The following is a 14743-nucleotide window of genomic DNA, read 5'->3' as shown; positions in this document are numbered from 1 at the left end:
TAAGGAAATAGAAATAGCACCTCACGGAGTAGGTGCTACATCAGGATTGACTCTTTAAACAACGCGTGGATTCCGTTTCCGCATGATGATTTCGTCAAACGAAACGCCATCGTACAATAAAGCATCAGGGATCATTTCAATGATTTGAAAACCGGCTTTCTTATAAGCTGCAATTGCTCGTTCATTGTGCGAAAACACTTCGAGTTCAAGTTGACTCAGCTGAAGTTCTTCGAAACAAAATCGAAAGATACACGCGATTGCCTCTGTCCCGTATCCTTGACCGGTCCAGGGGAGGGCACGCAGTGAAATCCGAAAGCCAGCGATTCCTGAATCCAAATCGATATCAAGTATCGAACACTCACCAATCATCTCACCCGACGTCAGGCAAATTGCAAAATCATGACGCGTCGCATCAGCTTGAATCGAGAGAATATGCTGTTCAATCTGTTCGAGCGAAAACGTCACTGTCGTTCCGGTCAGGTAACGTAATGTCTCATTTTGTGTTTGTTCGAAGAAGACGTGCGCGTCCGTCACGTTAATCAGTCGTAGAAAAATTCGTTCTCCAGTCAACTGCATGAATATCTTCCTTTCCTTCTCATGACGAAAGTTTAATCGTTTCATCGGTTTCGGTCGTAAAATATTGACGTTTCGTTCGGTCTTGCACGATGAAGACGATCAAGCCACCAATCAGGAGGAAACTAACTGAAGCAACGGTATACGTCAAGCGGATCGAGGTCTCGGCATATAGACCGATCAAGGCAGTCAGTAGAATGACACTAGTCGATTGTACAACGTGGATGCTACTGAGGAACCGTCCCATCAATTCGACCGGAATGTGTGTTTGAGCAAACGTCATGAAGCCAGTGTTTGCGAATGCAAGGGCAAAACTTAGCAAGAAAAAGCCGATCGCTGCAATCAAGAATGACGTCGCCGAGGCAAAGATCAAGTAACCGACAGGCGTCATCAGTGCCCCAAACTGGATCAAGAACCGGAGCGACAAGCGATGCGTAAAGGTTGCATTGACCGCGGAACCACAGATGATGCCGATTCCGGCGATACTGACGAGGAATCCATACGTACTCTCGTCCATCTGCAAAACGATCGTCGCAAACGAGGCTTCAAGCGAATCGAGTCCGCTCATCAAGACGATCATCAGCGCATAGAAGGCGTAGACGAGCGTGATGTAGCGCCGAGTCCGTGCAAACTGAAAGGTTTCTTTCCAGTCCTTAAGAATCACTCGGAGTGAGAAGGGGACTGCTGTAGTCGCCGCCAAGCGGACGTCAGGCAAGACGGACAATAAAGTGGCAGAACACAACAGTGCTCCCGCGTTGAGGACAATCGCCGTCTCAGGAGAACCGATTAAAAATAAAAAGCCGGCAATCGATGGTCCGAGAATGAAACCGGCCGACTGAATGAAATTCTTTAATGCATTGAACCGTTGGCGACTCGTCTCCGGAACGAGCTTCGTCATGTAGATCAATGAGGATGTCTCAAATAGCGTGTTACCGATGTTCAAGATGAAGACGAGCGCATAAAGAACATACAATGAATCGATCAATGTCAGTGAAAAGACGAGCACGGCGCGCCCGACGTCAAGCATTACGAGCAAGCGACGTTGATTGATTCGATCGACGACACTGCCGGACCAAAGACTCGTCAACAGCGCGGAGATCGGTAACAGGATATAGAGAACGGAGACGGCGAACGCCGATCCCGTTCGTTCGAGGACGATTAAATTCAAAGCGATGAAGTAGACCCAAGCTCCAATGTTCGAGACACCGACACCAAGTAACAGCAATCCAGGGTATTTCCAATTCGACATATAACACACTCCTTTTTTAATTGTGTTTTAAGCCAATAAAAAAATCCCACCTCCAAGACGTTGGTCTTGGGGACGAGACTGTGCGTGTCGTGGTGCCACCCCTGTTCGCGAAACCGTCACCGGTACCGCCTTCATCGGTACGACCGCTTTCAAACGGTAAATACCTGAGCTCGATAACGGGAGCACCCGTCACTATATCCCCGATTCGGTTCCACCGTGCTGCTCAGAGGCTTGGTTCGGTCAATGGCTGATGCTCCTTCCCACCAATCGGAGCTCTCTAGGAAAAGCCGAGATGACGTACTGTTCTCTTCGACGCGTTTGATTCATGTGATTTGTCTCATCCTAGCATATGCCAAATGAAACCGCAAAGAATTTTATCAAATTTTTACAATTATTGAAAATGATACATAGATATCAGAATTAGAAAAGTGATTGAATTGGTGAAAGATGTAACAGGTTGTATGATACATTGTCATGGTCACGCGTTCACTTTCAAGAAAGTCATATGAAGGAGGGAAAGAAATGAAACGTTTGATTTTTTTCATATCTCCACTCCTGGTTCTTACCGGAGCTGTCTTTTTTACGACGTTCCGTCCGATCGAGCAAGCGATCTATTTCTTAATCTTATTTTTACTGACCTGTCTGTCAGCGATGACAGTAGTGGAGCGACTCGTCAAACATCATGATGTGATCCGGCGACTGAACACAATCCATCCACTTACCGGGATCGTACTGGGTACTCTCATGCTTGCCGTATTCATTGGTAGTATCTTGTGGCTAGCACCTTCACTAACGCACCCAAGTCCCGTCGGTCTTCTCGTCTCGTTCCTCTTCATGTATGGCGGAATCTTAGTCCTCGGTTTCATCGTCAGTTGTTTCTTCGAAGGCATTACGCGTCAACCGAAGGATCAATTGATTCGCCCAGTCTTTCTGTTCATCGGAACAGGATATCTCATCTTGACCGTTTTCGGAATCTTGCAACTGTATCGTCAAACCGGATGACAGCAAACCCCACTGAAGTCATGAGACGACAGTGGGGTTATTGTATTTACTGCACTTTCAGTAAGAATCCGAATTGTCCGTCTCCTTGTTTCCAGCGCGAATTTAATTCATACGCATAGAGACCGGGTTCTGTTGGGGCGTTGAATTGATTTTTTTTCAAAGCGACGGGGGATCCCTGTTTTTGATCGTTCCATTGCGATAATTTCACGCTTTTAAGATCACCGGATAATTCGATACGGACGGATGCTCCAGCAGAGACAGTAACTGGCGTTTTTCTCTTTGCTAGATCAAGACCGTCACGGTATGTCTTATCGACACATTGACTGCGGAGTAAGCTATTCCAGCAATAAGACCCTTGGACGGTCGAAACATCCTTTCCGTTTGCCTTAACTTCAGGGTTCGGTGGCGCACCACGGAACGGTTCGAAAGCAATGAAGCAGACGACTAAGATGAGAAGAACGGCTAACACTAAGGTACGTTTCATGAGACACCTCCATTTGTTTTTATTTATTTTATCAAAATAAAACAAAGCAAGCGGAGGTGTCTTTCAAAAGAAAGGCTATTCCTTTCTTAAATTTCGAGAGTCCGTTTCCCATGACTTTACATACAAGAAGTCGGTTCGAACGAAGACGATTCCGTTCGTCATCGATCGAACGTTTTCGCTCGCTGAAGCACGAGAAGTTCAAGCATACGTCAAACAAGCCCGTAAATTCGGCAAGGTCATCTTGCTATCATAAGAGAAAACGAACAAAACGAGCTATCCTATTCTTGTTAAAGAAAGGGTGGCTCGTAGTCGTATCCATTTAAGAATTAGGCAAGATGTAAAAAAGCGTGACGATTGAGCTGACAGGCTCATCTTCCGTATAGTCAACAAATTCCTCTTGTGATTCATGAAACGTATAACGGTTGCTCGGAAAGAGTTCCGTTACCCAGGTCGGAACATGTAAAGAAAGAGGGAAAGACTGAACCCGCTCGAGTGGGAAAGGAGTCCCGTATGGATTCGACGTGTGGACATGCAGTGCGTCTTGTGAAGCATCTTCGAGGGCAATCGTCATATATATCTGATGTTCAATCTGTTTTTTCGCTAGGTGTTGCCGCATGTCCTGCAAAGCGCCCAACGCAATCCGAAGATGGGCTTTTCGAATACGAAGACTCGCGTTGCCGTGCCCATAAAAGTCAGGGTGTACATGCCAGTCGTTAAACCAATCGTCTATATCGATATAGGAAGGAGAAGAGAAGCTTTTGAACTCAAGTTCTAGATTTTTAAAATAACGGCGTTTACCGCGAAATTTTTTCATGGTTCATCGACCTTTCACGTATAAATTATTCTATTCTAGCATTATTGATCAAATCTTGTTTATCGAACGACCAATGATGCCGAATCGCCTCGATGATGACATCGGGACGATCCCAGTGCAACATATGTCCTGTACCCGGCACATGGTGAATGGTTGCTTGCGTCATCTCATGTAATAGATTCGTCGCCTGCTGACGGATGGGTGCTTGATCTGGAGGTAACGTTGCGACGTACAACTGAATGTTTGTTAGTGGAACATCCGGGAGAAAATCAAGGACATCATCATGGTGAAGCGCACGTATGATCGCAGCGGCCGTCGTACCGCGCGCATGCCAGTGGAATCGTCCGCTCTGGAACCGTTGCGTCATTACAAGAAGCGATGAGGCAGGAAATTCAAATCCGTATTAGGACTGTTCCGCGATTAGCGCCATCGCATCTGCCAGCATACGCTCGGTTTTTGTCGCAAGCTGATGATTGTACACGGCTTGATTTATCGACGGAAGAGGATATTCCAGAGTTACTCGTCATGCTTGCGCAACAAGACGTCAAAGTCTACGAGGTGCAGATTGAACGCCAATCGTTAGAAGAGATTTTCTTAGCGGTCTGACCGATCAGCCTCTGATTCCGTCTCCGGAACATCTTCGAGTAAAAGACGACCCCCGTCGTTCCACTGACCGTACATCTGATTCAGTTTCGTTTTTTCAATCAACGTTTGCAGACGTTTTTCATAGAGAGCGGGATCCTTACGTACACTTTGAATCGTATCAATCCGGATGCGTCGATAGAGCTCCGGGAAGTCATTAAACTGTTCATGGACGATTGGGTCTTCTTGTAGACGCGCCTGGATGGTGTCATCGATGACGAACGCATCCGCACGCATGTCTGGTAGAACCTGTCGTCCGGACGGTTGCATCAAGCCGAGGCGCTCTAAGCGACGGACCCGTTCCTTGTTCAGTTCGGTCCAGTTACTGTTCTTTCGACGCGGGGTGAACCGTTGCGCCGGTTCACCGTCTTCGGTCTTCTTTGCAATTCCATCAATCCAGCCAAAGCAAAGTGCCTCTTCGACGGCATCGAGATAAAGTAACCCATTCCCGACTTGTTTTCGACTGAGAATCACCCAACAGAAGGTCGCGTGATCTGCGTTGTTCGTCAGCCACTGTCGAAAGCCATCGCGATTGGTAAAGCGTAAGACATTCGTGATTTCCACGTTCGTTCCTCCATTTCAGATAGCAGTGCCCCCTCGACGTCACGCGAGGGGGCACTTTTTCTTTAACGTAATGGGTCATGATGAAAGACACAATTCCGACCACTCTTTTTCGCTTGATAGAGAGCGGCGTCTGCCTGCTGGATTGTCTGCAGAAAATTATAGCTCTCAGACGGTTGATGGGTTTGGCGAGACACACCAATCGATAACGTCACTTGTAGCGGTTCCGTCGCTGATAACTCATACGTTCGCGTGGCACTAGCTATACAAATTTGTTCCGCGATTCGACGCGTCTCAGGCAATGAATATTCCGGTAACAGCATCATGAATTCTTCACCGCCGAATCGCCCGAGCACACAAGAAGGGGGACAATAGGACGTAAGCAAGGCACTGATTTGTCGTAAGATATGATCCCCTCGATCATGACCGTATGTATCATTGACCTGTTTGAAATGATCGACATCGATGATCATGATTGAAAAGTTCATCTGTTGTGATTTATATCGTTGGACCGTCTCTTCTAAATGGCGCCTATTATCAAGTCCCGTCAACATATCCGTCAAGGCGAGACGCCGATGCATCCGGACTTGATGGAAGTGCCAGCGGACTTGATGCAGAATACTGTGTAGCAGGAGACCGGCACAGCCGTTTCCGACGAGAAATACCGTCATCGCCGTCACGTCATTCGGACGAACATGTTGAACGAATGGTAAACAAAGAATGAGTGCGATTGAAAAAATGATCGGAAACGAGATAAAGCGATCCGGTGCTTCATTTTGTAAGTATAAGACAACGATGCTGACGATTAGATACGTACCGACAAGCCAAAATGCATGATTGGAATGAAAAACAAACGTTTGAAGGGAAGCGAAGACGAGCGTCGTAATGAAGCCGCTACTGATGCCTCCATAGATGAAGGCGATGACGATTAAAGTAATCGACAAATCGAAACGAAATCCCTCATAGGTGATGGCATTGTGAATGACCCAGTAGCCGGCACCGGTTGCAAGAATGAGCACTAACAGATTTTTTTTCAGCCAACTGTCGAGCGTATTTCGGAATTGAAACCGCTTAAAAAAGAATAGAGAGATGAGCACGAAGAAAAAGGTTAAAGCGACGTTGAGGATGAGATGATTCAATGTATTCCACATGTTCGTGTTCCTCTCGAATGGTTTCTGAAAGATAATTACAATAAAATGATTTATTTAGTAAATATTTATTCTATACAACCAACGATACCCTAAAGGTGTATTAAAGTATCGTAATTACCTTATCTTTAAAAAAAGATAACAGGTTCTCTTCTAAATCAATAATACTCTGAGATTTTCTCGCGTGAAGACTCGATTAGATAATCAAGTGAGACGAAATTATGAATGAATGCAAACGAGCCAATTTCCTTGATGGATACCCCTAATCTCTCTGCATCTTGATTGCGGACATCTTCATTCGAGTGCAGAATTTCAAAACCTGCTGCTTGCATTCTCTCCCCGTCGAATTCGAGGGTGACGATATCTCCATCTTGCCACTCACTCTTTAATTGATGAAAGTGCATTTGGTACGCTTCGCTTGGAGGATCGACTTCAAACGCGATCCAGCCTTTTGGTGCATCGACTTGGAATGCCGGCGATAATCCTCCGCGTGACACGATGGATTTCATATGATGCCGATGTGTCATATGACGTAATAGCATGGTCAGACCACTCCTTTTCATCTATTATTACGCGACGGCGTCAGAATATCGAGAAAAATTTACAAAAGAGAAGGAAGAATCTTGGATTTTTCTGGTATACAACATTCGATTAGTCTGCACTGACCGTCTGCTTCGCTCGTTTACGTCCCGGTTTCGATTTATGCGGGAGAGATCGATGCAAGCGGTATCCTGCAAACATGATTGATTGAAAAATGAAATCGATAGATAATCGAAATCAGATAATGCATACCCTTTATTCCTGAAAAAGGAAATTTCAAATATCCCCTTATTGTATAATGAAGGTAGTCATATTGATTAGGAACACTTTTTAAAGGAGGGTATGATTGGATGAGAATCGTGAAGGTAGACCGATTGATAGTAGCATTGAGCATCTTTAGTGGACTTCTTGTATCCTTGGGTCGCTCGACGCAAATATATCCACAACAAATTAGTGGCAATGGGAATCTAGGGTTTCTTCCGCTTCTGTTACTTCTGTTACTTTTTCCGATTGGGATCGTTCTGATGTTGAAATGGATAAGAGAAGCGCAGTTACGTTTTTTATCCTTGATTGGTCTATCCACCAGCACGACAATCTATCTTGTGTGTGGCATCCTTTATCAAATCGAACAGTTCAGCCAGTATCAAGTGTTGGTCAAACAACAAGTCATTGCAGATCGTGGAACGATTGATGGGGACTATTTAACGAGTATTACGTCGATGCCTTCGCCCTATATGAACAGTCAATACTTTAACGGCAATACCTTCTTGATTTACTGGGCAAGCATCTTATTAATGGCGAGCTTGATCGCATGGTGGACTCGAGAGGAATGGCAAATGTCTGAGTCAGATTAAAAAATCGCGCGACATGATGTTACCAATGAACAACAAAAAGAGTCCTTCTCTCTCCTGTACCGTGCAGAAGAGAGAAGGACTTGCAAAGTTTTAGCGACTAGAAGTATTTAAAAATGATCGCTCTGCATCTTATGCAGCAATTGATCAAACGTTTCGTGGTCCTTTGATGTAAAGGCGCGGAAATAACGATCATCGATTTCCTCGATTTCAGGAGCGGACGTTTGGATCAACTTCGTTCCCTGTTCTGTCAACAAAACCCGCTTTTCTCGATTGATCCGTTTCCGGATGACGAGATGTTCAGCAAGTAATTTCTTGACCGTTTGTGAAATGGCGCCACTTGAGAGTTCAAGCGTTCGTTCAAGTGATTTTTGCGTCGCACTTTCTTGGTGATACAAGGTCATCAATAAATCGAATTGGGACTTCGAGAGTCCTTTTGGTTTCAACACATCGTTGACTTCTTTCGAATAACGGCCATGGAGTCGCTGAATGGCGTTCCAGTGCTGCATCGAGGATTCGAATGTGAAGGTCATATTTTTTCCTCCTCTTTCGTCACGCAGGGTTGAGCTTATCGAAGAAACGGATCAATTCTTCTTGTTGTCGAGCCGTCAAAGCGGCGAATTGTTCTTGTTGAAAACGTTCGTAGGCGGGCACCACTTCTTGTAGGATGGCTGTTCCTTTTTCCGTCAGCAGAAGATAGTTCGTCTTCCATTTCCGTTGACGCGTGATCAGTTGCCGGTCGAACAGTCGTTTGATTCCGTGTGAAATCGTGCCATCGGTCACTTGGATCCGTTCGGCGATTTCCTTCTGACTCGTGCATGAGGTCGTGTGTAAGCAACGTAATACTTCCAGATTCGTATGGGACAGATCCCAGTGTTTTAAGAAAGCGTTGACGCGCTTGATTTGTTGATTATGATAGGTCGCAATTGTATGCCAGCATGCCATTGGATATGTCTCTGTAGTTGTTGTCATGGAGAACCTCTTAAATATAGAATGTACTGCTGTTGAACTAGTTTCACCATACCATATTAAAAATATCTCATGCTACTAGTTTGAGCGAAAAACCATCACTTTCCATTATTTCGATATACCTATAAAAAAATCCTGATCGAATCAAATCCGATCAGGAAGTATACCGCTTGATAACGTGAGATACGAATCCTTCAATTGGAATCCATATTTCGTAAAGCACTTCTCAGAGACGCGTCCTTGTAAGGTGATCGTCGCATAGTCGCCACGAATGACAAAAGACTTAAATTTTTTCACAATGTCTTGAATCAAAGCCTCGAGCAACAAACCGCGTTCGCCAAGACCTTCTTCTCTGACATTGATTTCAATTAAAGAAAACGTACCATATTCTGTATTTTCCGTCTGTTTCGTACCTTCATAAAGAACGGTCAAATAGGATCGTTTCGAGACAAGCGACCGACTATTCGGTGGTTCAAGAATCGTAACGTAATAACTTAGTGAAGGGAGACGTAAGTTTCGAGTGACCTCAACAATCTGGCGTTGATTATTATATGCAAGCCCAACGATTTGTTCTTGTGGATGATTCGGCACTGTCAATCCTTCTTGCTTACAAACGGTTTGCCACTCGGCTTCTGGAATCCAGACAGCCTCTTCGGTTTTCGCTAAAGCTTTAAAGAACTTCACGTTAAACGGATGACCTCCTATATAAAATGACTAATCCCATCATGCCTGACGGGTAGATGAAAAACGAGTTACAATCTGACGACAAATTTGTCTTCTTTTGCTATAAGTATACCTTGAAATTTCGTTTTGAAACAGACTACATCTCGATGAATCTACTGTCTATACTGAATGTATCAAGTCAGGAGGCGAGTATATGAAAACAGTCGAAGGTCCATTTTTCCATGGTACGAAAGCGACACTTCAAATCGGTGACGAATTAAAGCCGGGACATGCATCGAATTTTCGAGAACATCCGCTTCAACATATTTATTTCACGGCAACGCTCGATGCAGCGAAGTGGGGCGCGGAGCTCGCACAATCTGACGCTCCAGAGCACATCTACCTCGTCGAGCCGCTCGGAGCGTATGAAGATGATCCGAATTTGACGAACAAACGATTTCCAGGCAATCCGACCAGGTCGTATCGTTCGACTGAACCTGTGAAGATCATCGCTGAACTCGGAACGTGGGAACGGCATACGGACGAAGAGATTGAGACGATGAAAGCATCGCTTCAGCGGTTACGAGCAGAAGGGAAGGATACAATCATTGACTAAAAGACGGGGAGAAGACGTGTCTATACATGATTTCAAATCGATCAAGCCAAAGACCATGATCGCTATTGATCAATTACTAGTCGATCACTTTCATGCCATTCGCCTGGATCGAGACGACGAGCTATTGATCACGATTATGGAAGATCCGTTCGTTCCACCTGTTGAAACGATCTTTGGAGTCTATTGTATCTACCGGAAATCAATTCTCGAACTTTTGCAAGGTAGGATTTTCAACATCGATTCGTATGACTTTCAGAAAGCATCTGCAAAAGACAAATTCCTGACAGCAGAGGATGTCGAAGGGGTCCTTGATATGGCGACATTCGTCGTCATTGCTTCAGAAGACAAGGCATATATGTCCCACTATTTCATCGGTGGTGACACAGAGAAACTCAATTCGATATTGAATGTATGCTTTGGTCACCCGAATTTATTAGCGGACCAAGCATCGAAACGTTCAATCAAACGTTTTGAGCAAGATGTTCTGATCGTTGAAAAGATCGGGTGCATGAAATTGCTTCGAAATGAATAATGAAACTAATTAAATTTAAGATAAGCAATACCGCGTATTCTTTTTGGCATAATGCACTACAAAGTGAGTATGGAATGGTACAATATGTAAAAAGGGGGTTATTCGATTGTCTCGCTACAAACAAGAAAAGAAACAAACACTCGATCATCTACGCGATGGTGTTGATCAAGGTCTTGGTAGTGCCGTACCTCGTGGACAAAACGACGGAATGCGCGGACTTGAGATGCTTGCAGTCGTCGTAATCCTTGGTGGAGGATATTTGCTATACCAATGGTTTTTCTAAAGTAAGAAGCATCATCCTTTCGAGGACGATGCTTCTTTTTGTTCGATTTCATTGACGATATCATCAAGCGTGACATGAGCCAGCACTTTCTCAAGGGCGGATTGCGCAAGCTCGAAGATTGGCGTGACCGTTGACTGGATGTTTCGTCCGACCGGGCAGTCTGGATTCGGTGCGGCATGGACGCCGAACAATTCCTTGTCCGGTACGACAGCGACAGCGTGATAAACGTCAAGCAGCGTGATGCTAGACAATGGACGGGCGAGTCGCGCACCGGCGACACCCGGACGAACTTCGATCAAACTGGCTTTTTTAAGCATGCTCATGATTTTACGGATGACAACCGGATTCGTATTGACGCTGCCGGCAATCAAGTCGGATGTCATTTTCTCGTCGGTCGCAATCAACGAGAGAATGTGGATGCCGACGGAAAAACGTGTACTGATGGCCAACGGATGACCCTCCTTCTTAACAACAGTGTTCTCTCATTATACGCTGTATCATTCATTTGGCAAGAAACAGGGAATAGAGACAATAATGTTGACAAACACTTTATTTGTAACTATATTGGTTACATGTAATCGAAGTAGTTACATATCAAAAGGAGGAATCATCATGAACATTGGAGTTATCGGTGCAACAGGAAAAGCAGGGCAATTGATTCTACAAGAAGCAATCGAGCGCGGGCATGACGTCACAGCAATCGTCCGTAATGCGGCAAAAGTGACGGCTAACGTCACGATTCTCGAGCGCGATGTCCTCGCGCTGACGAAAGACGACTTGAACGGGTTTGACGCAATCGTCAATGCGTTTAACGCAGCACCCGGTGAGGAGACGAAACATATCGAAGTCGGGCGTCACTTGATCAATCTGTTAGCAGGTAGTACGACGCGCCTATTCGTTGTCGGTGGAGCAGGAAGCCTATTCGTCGACGAGAGTCATTCGACACGCGTCATGGAAACACCTGATTTCCCGGAAGCGTATTATCCGACAGCCTCGAACATGGGGAAAAATCTGATCGAACTACAAGGACAGCAAGACGTGACGTGGACGTATCTCAGCCCCGCTGGATTCTTTGATCCGAGCGGTAAACGAACAGGAACGTATTCGGTCGGCGGCGAGCAGATGATTCTAAATGCAAAAGGGGAGAGCTACATCAGTTACGCGGATTATGCCATTGCTGTAGTGGATGAGCTTGAAAAGGGACAACACCTCAACGAACGGTTTTCCGTCGTTGGTGAACAAGGATAACGTTGTCAGACCGACGTATCTAGTCGGTCTTTTTTGATGGGCGGAGTGAGAGATACAGCGGAGGACGGATGGCGAATCAGCGCAGTTTGCTTAAAATGAGAAGAGAAATAACAAAAGGAGCATACATTATGATGCGACGATATTTTAGTATCATCAGTCTGTTAGCTGTCTTGATCGTCTGTACGACGTCAACGCAACCGTCTCGGTTCGAACGTTCGGAACCAGTCGCGACGATTGAAGATCATTACGCAGGACAAATCAATTGGCCGAGTGACACCGATCCGTTGCTAGAGCTTCATGCCAAACCGTGATCTACATATGACCGATCAAAGCCCGTCTTCTTAAAGAAGACGGGCTTTTTGGTGACGTTAAATGACAGTCATTGCGCTCAAGAAGACGAAGAAGAACGTGATGCCGCTCGTCAAAATCAAAAAGGGAAGGACGATCAGTAATTCGAGATGCGGACGAAGACCGTAGTAAAGCAGAAAGAACAAAGTTAAACAGGCGGTCGTGATCGTCAACGCAAGAGAAGTCATCAAAAGATGAAGGGGTTCGAAAAACGGAAGGTGAGACGATCCTGTGATCGTATCGAAAGCTAAACCAAAGGACAGAAAAATGAGTAAATACAGAAGCGATTTTTGACGAAACATGTGGCATGTCTCCTTTTACTAAACGATACATTTAGTATAAAGCGTAGGTCTTCTTGTTTTACCTAACAAAAATGTAAGAAAGTGGCTGATTTCAAACAGCTGAATCTTTCTTGTATAACAATGTCAAACGCGTCATCAAAAAGTAGAGGAAAGCGGCGCTACTCGCGATTGCCTGAAAATAGATCGGTTGAAACAGACCATTGAACACCATTAATAAGATTCCACCGATTAGGAAGGCGATGCCTTGATTCAGGAGGAGGTGTGTTATCCAAGGTAGTGGACGTGAGCGAAAGCGGAAGTAACGAATCGCGTCGGTCAGGATGCCACCGACCGTGATGACGATCACAAACGACAACAAGGTCTCAAAGACACCTGGATAATAGCCGACGTCCGGATCGGGCATGAGACGTGGTGATGACGGAAGGTGTTGATAAAGCATCAGAAAAATCCAATTACTCATCAGTAGTCGAAATGACAGACGGATCATGGTACTCCTCCTTTCCAGTCTTCATGAGGATGAATAGACGGGTGATCATTACATATAAAAAGGTAGCGACTACGTTTCCGATGAAAAATAGCGCGGGAAGTGAACTGAACAAGATGAACGCACCGGCAAACACGAAGACCGTACCTTGATGAACGAGGAGATGCGTCATCCACGGTGGCGAACGTTTCGTGAAGCGGACAGCTAAAAGAGCGTCAGCAATCACGGTACCGCTGAAGAATAATAGCATGACAGCATCCAACTGTTCATTGACGAGCTGCACCGCGTAAGACAAAAACGGAACTATCATCGTCATCGAGCCAAACAATTGGAGAAACAGAAAAAAGCTGAAGACGGTCCGACCGAGCCACCCGAACAGATAGGGGAGGAAAGACGGATACTTTCGCGCCGACTCGGAGACGATGTAATAAATCAACGCTACACCAGAACAGAATAAGATGAGAACGAGCGAAAACGAATTTGGTTGCATGAGCAGATAGAGGACGATGCTTGCGAATAACGCGACGATTTGATTGAGGATGACCCGTTGTGCAAATGAAATATCCGAACGAAATAACAGGCGCGGAAGCCCTTCTGTTAAGAGTGCACCGATCAGAATGGCGGGACCGGCAAACAATAGACCACTCATAAAGAAGTCAGTGAAGGAAGTGCCGTATATTGCTGGGTCACCCATCTCAAACCCAGCAATGAGTGCATACAAGAAAACGAACAATATCGCGGAAATGAAACTGTTCTTAACGATAGATAACATGAGATAAGCCCTTTCCGACTGACGTTCAAAATAGTTTATACCAATACAATGTCAGGTCAATATGTGGATTGGCGAATTGTTTTAAACTATCGACACCGCCGAGCACGAAACCTTCTCGTTCGTAAAAACGGCAAGCAATCAAGTTATCGTCCTGTGCTTCGAGTGACAGACCACTCAACTCACGTTGCTGTGCCCATTTTGACGCAGCGACAAGCAATTGGTGTCCGACCCCTAGTTTACGAAACGCTTGTTTGACCGCGATGTTTTCGATGTAGGCGAAACGGTTCCAGTCACGAACAAGACGAATCTGTCCGACACAAGAAGTGCCGGAAAAGGCGAGGAGGACGATTCGATTCTCGTTTTCGATATACGTCGCCCAATCGAGTCGATCGTCAGGAAAACGGGTTTCAGTAGCGGTTTCATAGAGTTCTTCCGTATAAGACCATGCGGTACCAGAAAACTGCGGAACGATGCGTCCGATGATCGGGAATGAATCGTTGGAATGATTGACGAATGGAATGCTCTCGAACGATAGCGGTTGAATCGTCAGCTTTTCAGTCTCTTTCATTGTCATCCTCCTTCTTTCTATAGAGATCTACTTTACTCTATTCATCATCTCCTACAGACTGAGCATTGTCACGAGGAGAGATGCGAGAACAGGT

The 14743-nt window shown here is 45.4% G+C and carries 24 protein-coding genes and 1 other annotated feature; of the genes, 8 read left to right on the top strand and 16 right to left on the bottom strand.

What is annotated here, in order from left to right; translation table 11 throughout:
- Positions 1–54: 54 nt before the first annotated feature.
- On the bottom strand, positions 55–576 hold the full coding sequence (locus tag BW42_RS05125; RefSeq protein WP_035408214.1) for a GNAT family N-acetyltransferase: 522 nt from the start codon (positions 574–576) through the stop codon (positions 55–57).
- Between the two features lie 19 nt (positions 577–595).
- On the bottom strand, positions 596–1822 hold the full coding sequence (locus tag BW42_RS05120; protein ID WP_035408211.1) for an MFS transporter: 1227 nt from the start codon (positions 1820–1822) through the stop codon (positions 596–598).
- 65 nt (positions 1823–1887) lie between these two features.
- Positions 1888–2144 (bottom strand) — a binding site (T-box leader).
- Between the two features lie 200 nt (positions 2145–2344).
- On the opposite strand from BW42_RS05120, the gene BW42_RS05115 reads away from it, so the two are divergent.
- Complete coding sequence (locus BW42_RS05115; protein ID WP_035408209.1) at positions 2345–2824, top strand: hypothetical protein; 480 nt, start codon at positions 2345–2347, stop codon at positions 2822–2824.
- A gap of 46 nt (positions 2825–2870) precedes the next feature.
- Here the strand turns inward: BW42_RS05115 and BW42_RS05110 are convergent, their stop codons facing one another.
- The 3 genes from BW42_RS05110 to BW42_RS05100 all read right to left on the bottom strand — a co-directional run bounded on the left by BW42_RS05110 (position 2871) and on the right by BW42_RS05100 (position 4489).
- On the bottom strand, positions 2871–3308 hold the full coding sequence (locus BW42_RS05110) for a hypothetical protein (protein WP_035408207.1): 438 nt from the start codon (positions 3306–3308) through the stop codon (positions 2871–2873).
- A 319-nt stretch (positions 3309–3627) separates the two neighbouring features.
- Positions 3628–4122, bottom strand: a complete 495-nt coding sequence (locus BW42_RS05105; protein WP_052019032.1) for a hypothetical protein — start codon at positions 4120–4122, stop codon at positions 3628–3630.
- A gap of 25 nt (positions 4123–4147) precedes the next feature.
- Positions 4148–4489 carry an alpha/beta fold hydrolase gene (locus tag BW42_RS05100; RefSeq protein WP_052019031.1) on the bottom strand — a complete coding sequence of 114 codons (342 nt, stop codon included), beginning with the start codon at positions 4487–4489 and terminating at the stop codon, positions 4148–4150.
- An 11-nt stretch (positions 4490–4500) separates the two neighbouring features.
- On the opposite strand from BW42_RS05100, the gene BW42_RS16290 reads away from it, so the two are divergent.
- Positions 4501–4728, top strand: coding sequence for a hypothetical protein (locus BW42_RS16290; protein ID WP_155960156.1), 228 nt, complete (start codon positions 4501–4503; stop codon positions 4726–4728).
- Here BW42_RS16290 and BW42_RS05095 read toward each other — a convergent pair.
- The 3 genes from BW42_RS05095 to BW42_RS05085 all read right to left on the bottom strand — a co-directional run bounded on the left by BW42_RS05095 (position 4717) and on the right by BW42_RS05085 (position 7015).
- Positions 4717–5328: a YdeI family protein gene (locus BW42_RS05095; protein WP_035408205.1), complete on the bottom strand. Its 612-nt coding sequence runs from the start codon at positions 5326–5328 to the stop codon at positions 4717–4719. The two genes, BW42_RS16290 and BW42_RS05095, sit on opposite strands and share 12 nt — an antisense overlap.
- Before the next feature lie 62 nt (positions 5329–5390).
- Entirely contained in the window at positions 5391–6476 is a 1086-nt protein-coding gene (locus tag BW42_RS15990) for a GGDEF domain-containing protein (RefSeq protein WP_052019030.1), read from the bottom strand.
- Positions 6477–6631: 155 nt separating this feature from the next.
- Positions 6632–7015, bottom strand: coding sequence for a hypothetical protein (locus BW42_RS05085; protein WP_035408203.1), 384 nt, complete (start codon positions 7013–7015; stop codon positions 6632–6634).
- Between the two features lie 348 nt (positions 7016–7363).
- On the opposite strand from BW42_RS05085, the gene BW42_RS05080 reads away from it, so the two are divergent.
- The gene (locus BW42_RS05080) at positions 7364–7867 is read left to right on the top strand and encodes a hypothetical protein (protein ID WP_035408201.1); all 504 of its coding nucleotides are present in this window, start codon (positions 7364–7366) and stop codon (positions 7865–7867) included.
- A 107-nt stretch (positions 7868–7974) separates the two neighbouring features.
- Here the strand turns inward: BW42_RS05080 and BW42_RS05075 are convergent, their stop codons facing one another.
- From BW42_RS05075 to BW42_RS05065, 3 genes are all read right to left on the bottom strand, one after another.
- On the bottom strand, positions 7975–8397 hold the full coding sequence (locus tag BW42_RS05075; protein WP_035408199.1) for a MarR family winged helix-turn-helix transcriptional regulator: 423 nt from the start codon (positions 8395–8397) through the stop codon (positions 7975–7977).
- A gap of 19 nt (positions 8398–8416) precedes the next feature.
- Complete coding sequence (locus BW42_RS15985; protein ID WP_052019029.1) at positions 8417–8836, bottom strand: MarR family winged helix-turn-helix transcriptional regulator; 420 nt, start codon at positions 8834–8836, stop codon at positions 8417–8419.
- 141 nt (positions 8837–8977) lie between these two features.
- Complete coding sequence (locus BW42_RS05065; protein ID WP_052019028.1) at positions 8978–9517, bottom strand: hypothetical protein; 540 nt, start codon at positions 9515–9517, stop codon at positions 8978–8980.
- Between the two features lie 193 nt (positions 9518–9710).
- On the opposite strand from BW42_RS05065, the gene arr reads away from it, so the two are divergent.
- From arr to BW42_RS16285, 3 genes are all read left to right on the top strand, one after another.
- Positions 9711–10112, top strand: coding sequence for an NAD(+)--rifampin ADP-ribosyltransferase (arr, locus tag BW42_RS05060; RefSeq protein ID WP_035408197.1), 402 nt, complete (start codon positions 9711–9713; stop codon positions 10110–10112).
- A gap of 16 nt (positions 10113–10128) precedes the next feature.
- Positions 10129–10644, top strand: a complete 516-nt coding sequence (locus BW42_RS05055; protein ID WP_052019027.1) for a hypothetical protein — start codon at positions 10129–10131, stop codon at positions 10642–10644.
- A gap of 106 nt (positions 10645–10750) precedes the next feature.
- The gene (locus BW42_RS16285; protein ID WP_155960154.1) at positions 10751–10927 is read left to right on the top strand and encodes a hypothetical protein; all 177 of its coding nucleotides are present in this window, start codon (positions 10751–10753) and stop codon (positions 10925–10927) included.
- A gap of 11 nt (positions 10928–10938) precedes the next feature.
- Here BW42_RS16285 and BW42_RS05050 read toward each other — a convergent pair whose 3' ends face one another.
- Positions 10939–11376: an Rrf2 family transcriptional regulator gene (locus tag BW42_RS05050; protein WP_035408195.1), complete on the bottom strand. Its 438-nt coding sequence runs from the start codon at positions 11374–11376 to the stop codon at positions 10939–10941.
- Between the two features lie 163 nt (positions 11377–11539).
- Here BW42_RS05050 and BW42_RS05045 point away from each other — a divergent pair, with 163 nt between their 5' ends.
- Both BW42_RS05045 and BW42_RS05040 read left to right on the top strand, forming a co-directional pair.
- Positions 11540–12175 (top strand): NAD(P)-dependent oxidoreductase, encoded by a 636-nt coding sequence (locus BW42_RS05045; RefSeq protein ID WP_035408193.1) that lies wholly within the window; start codon positions 11540–11542, stop codon positions 12173–12175.
- Between the two features lie 128 nt (positions 12176–12303).
- Positions 12304–12486, top strand: a complete 183-nt coding sequence (locus BW42_RS05040; RefSeq protein WP_035408191.1) for a hypothetical protein — start codon at positions 12304–12306, stop codon at positions 12484–12486.
- Positions 12487–12543: 57 nt separating this feature from the next.
- Here the strand turns inward: BW42_RS05040 and BW42_RS05035 are convergent, their stop codons facing one another.
- The 4 genes from BW42_RS05035 to BW42_RS05020 form a co-directional block, all read right to left on the bottom strand.
- Entirely contained in the window at positions 12544–12825 is a 282-nt protein-coding gene (locus BW42_RS05035; protein WP_035408189.1) for a hypothetical protein, read from the bottom strand.
- A gap of 91 nt (positions 12826–12916) precedes the next feature.
- The gene (locus tag BW42_RS05030; RefSeq protein WP_035408187.1) at positions 12917–13312 is read right to left on the bottom strand and encodes a hypothetical protein; all 396 of its coding nucleotides are present in this window, start codon (positions 13310–13312) and stop codon (positions 12917–12919) included.
- Positions 13278–14081, bottom strand: a complete 804-nt coding sequence (locus BW42_RS05025) for a hypothetical protein (protein WP_035408185.1) — start codon at positions 14079–14081, stop codon at positions 13278–13280. The genes BW42_RS05030 and BW42_RS05025 overlap by 35 nt, the downstream gene beginning before the upstream one ends.
- Positions 14082–14106: 25 nt before the next feature.
- Positions 14107–14649, bottom strand: coding sequence for a GNAT family N-acetyltransferase (locus BW42_RS05020; RefSeq protein ID WP_035408183.1), 543 nt, complete (start codon positions 14647–14649; stop codon positions 14107–14109).
- Positions 14650–14743: the final 94 nt, after the last annotated feature.

The organism is Exiguobacterium sp. RIT341 (assembly GCF_000632205.1).
Lineage (GTDB): Bacteria > Bacillota > Bacilli > Exiguobacteriales > Exiguobacteriaceae > Exiguobacterium_A.
The sequence above is the reverse complement of the archived record's forward strand: the minus strand, read 5'-3'. Positions and strand labels throughout refer to the sequence as shown.

What these genes read in the sequence shown, in the direction of transcription:
- BW42_RS05125 (WP_035408214.1), bottom strand. Translation starts at nt 576, where the DNA reads ATGCAGTTGACTGGAGAACGAATTTTTCTACGACTGATTAACGTGACG.
- BW42_RS05120 (WP_035408211.1), bottom strand. Translation starts at nt 1,822, where the DNA reads ATGTCGAATTGGAAATACCCTGGATTGCTGTTACTTGGTGTCGGTGTC.
- BW42_RS05115 (WP_035408209.1), top strand. Translation starts at nt 2,345, where the DNA reads ATGAAACGTTTGATTTTTTTCATATCTCCACTCCTGGTTCTTACCGGA.
- BW42_RS05110 (WP_035408207.1), bottom strand. Translation starts at nt 3,308, where the DNA reads ATGAAACGTACCTTAGTGTTAGCCGTTCTTCTCATCTTAGTCGTCTGC.
- BW42_RS05105 (WP_052019032.1), bottom strand. Translation starts at nt 4,122, where the DNA reads ATGAAAAAATTTCGCGGTAAACGCCGTTATTTTAAAAATCTAGAACTT.
- BW42_RS05100 (WP_052019031.1), bottom strand. Translation starts at nt 4,489, where the DNA reads ATGACGCAACGGTTCCAGAGCGGACGATTCCACTGGCATGCGCGCGGT.
- BW42_RS16290 (WP_155960156.1), top strand. Translation starts at nt 4,501, where the DNA reads ATGAGGCAGGAAATTCAAATCCGTATTAGGACTGTTCCGCGATTAGCG.
- BW42_RS15990 (WP_052019030.1), bottom strand. Translation starts at nt 6,476, where the DNA reads ATGTGGAATACATTGAATCATCTCATCCTCAACGTCGCTTTAACCTTT.
- BW42_RS05085 (WP_035408203.1), bottom strand. Translation starts at nt 7,015, where the DNA reads ATGCTATTACGTCATATGACACATCGGCATCATATGAAATCCATCGTG.
- BW42_RS05080 (WP_035408201.1), top strand. Translation starts at nt 7,364, where the DNA reads ATGAGAATCGTGAAGGTAGACCGATTGATAGTAGCATTGAGCATCTTT.
- BW42_RS05075 (WP_035408199.1), bottom strand. Translation starts at nt 8,397, where the DNA reads ATGACCTTCACATTCGAATCCTCGATGCAGCACTGGAACGCCATTCAG.
- BW42_RS15985 (WP_052019029.1), bottom strand. Translation starts at nt 8,836, where the DNA reads ATGACAACAACTACAGAGACATATCCAATGGCATGCTGGCATACAATT.
- arr (WP_035408197.1), top strand. Translation starts at nt 9,711, where the DNA reads ATGAAAACAGTCGAAGGTCCATTTTTCCATGGTACGAAAGCGACACTT.
- BW42_RS05045 (WP_035408193.1), top strand. Translation starts at nt 11,540, where the DNA reads ATGAACATTGGAGTTATCGGTGCAACAGGAAAAGCAGGGCAATTGATT.
- BW42_RS05040 (WP_035408191.1), top strand. Translation starts at nt 12,304, where the DNA reads ATGATGCGACGATATTTTAGTATCATCAGTCTGTTAGCTGTCTTGATC.
- BW42_RS05035 (WP_035408189.1), bottom strand. Translation starts at nt 12,825, where the DNA reads ATGTTTCGTCAAAAATCGCTTCTGTATTTACTCATTTTTCTGTCCTTT.
- BW42_RS05030 (WP_035408187.1), bottom strand. Translation starts at nt 13,312, where the DNA reads ATGATCCGTCTGTCATTTCGACTACTGATGAGTAATTGGATTTTTCTG.
- BW42_RS05025 (WP_035408185.1), bottom strand. Translation starts at nt 14,081, where the DNA reads ATGTTATCTATCGTTAAGAACAGTTTCATTTCCGCGATATTGTTCGTT.
- BW42_RS05020 (WP_035408183.1), bottom strand. Translation starts at nt 14,649, where the DNA reads ATGAAAGAGACTGAAAAGCTGACGATTCAACCGCTATCGTTCGAGAGC.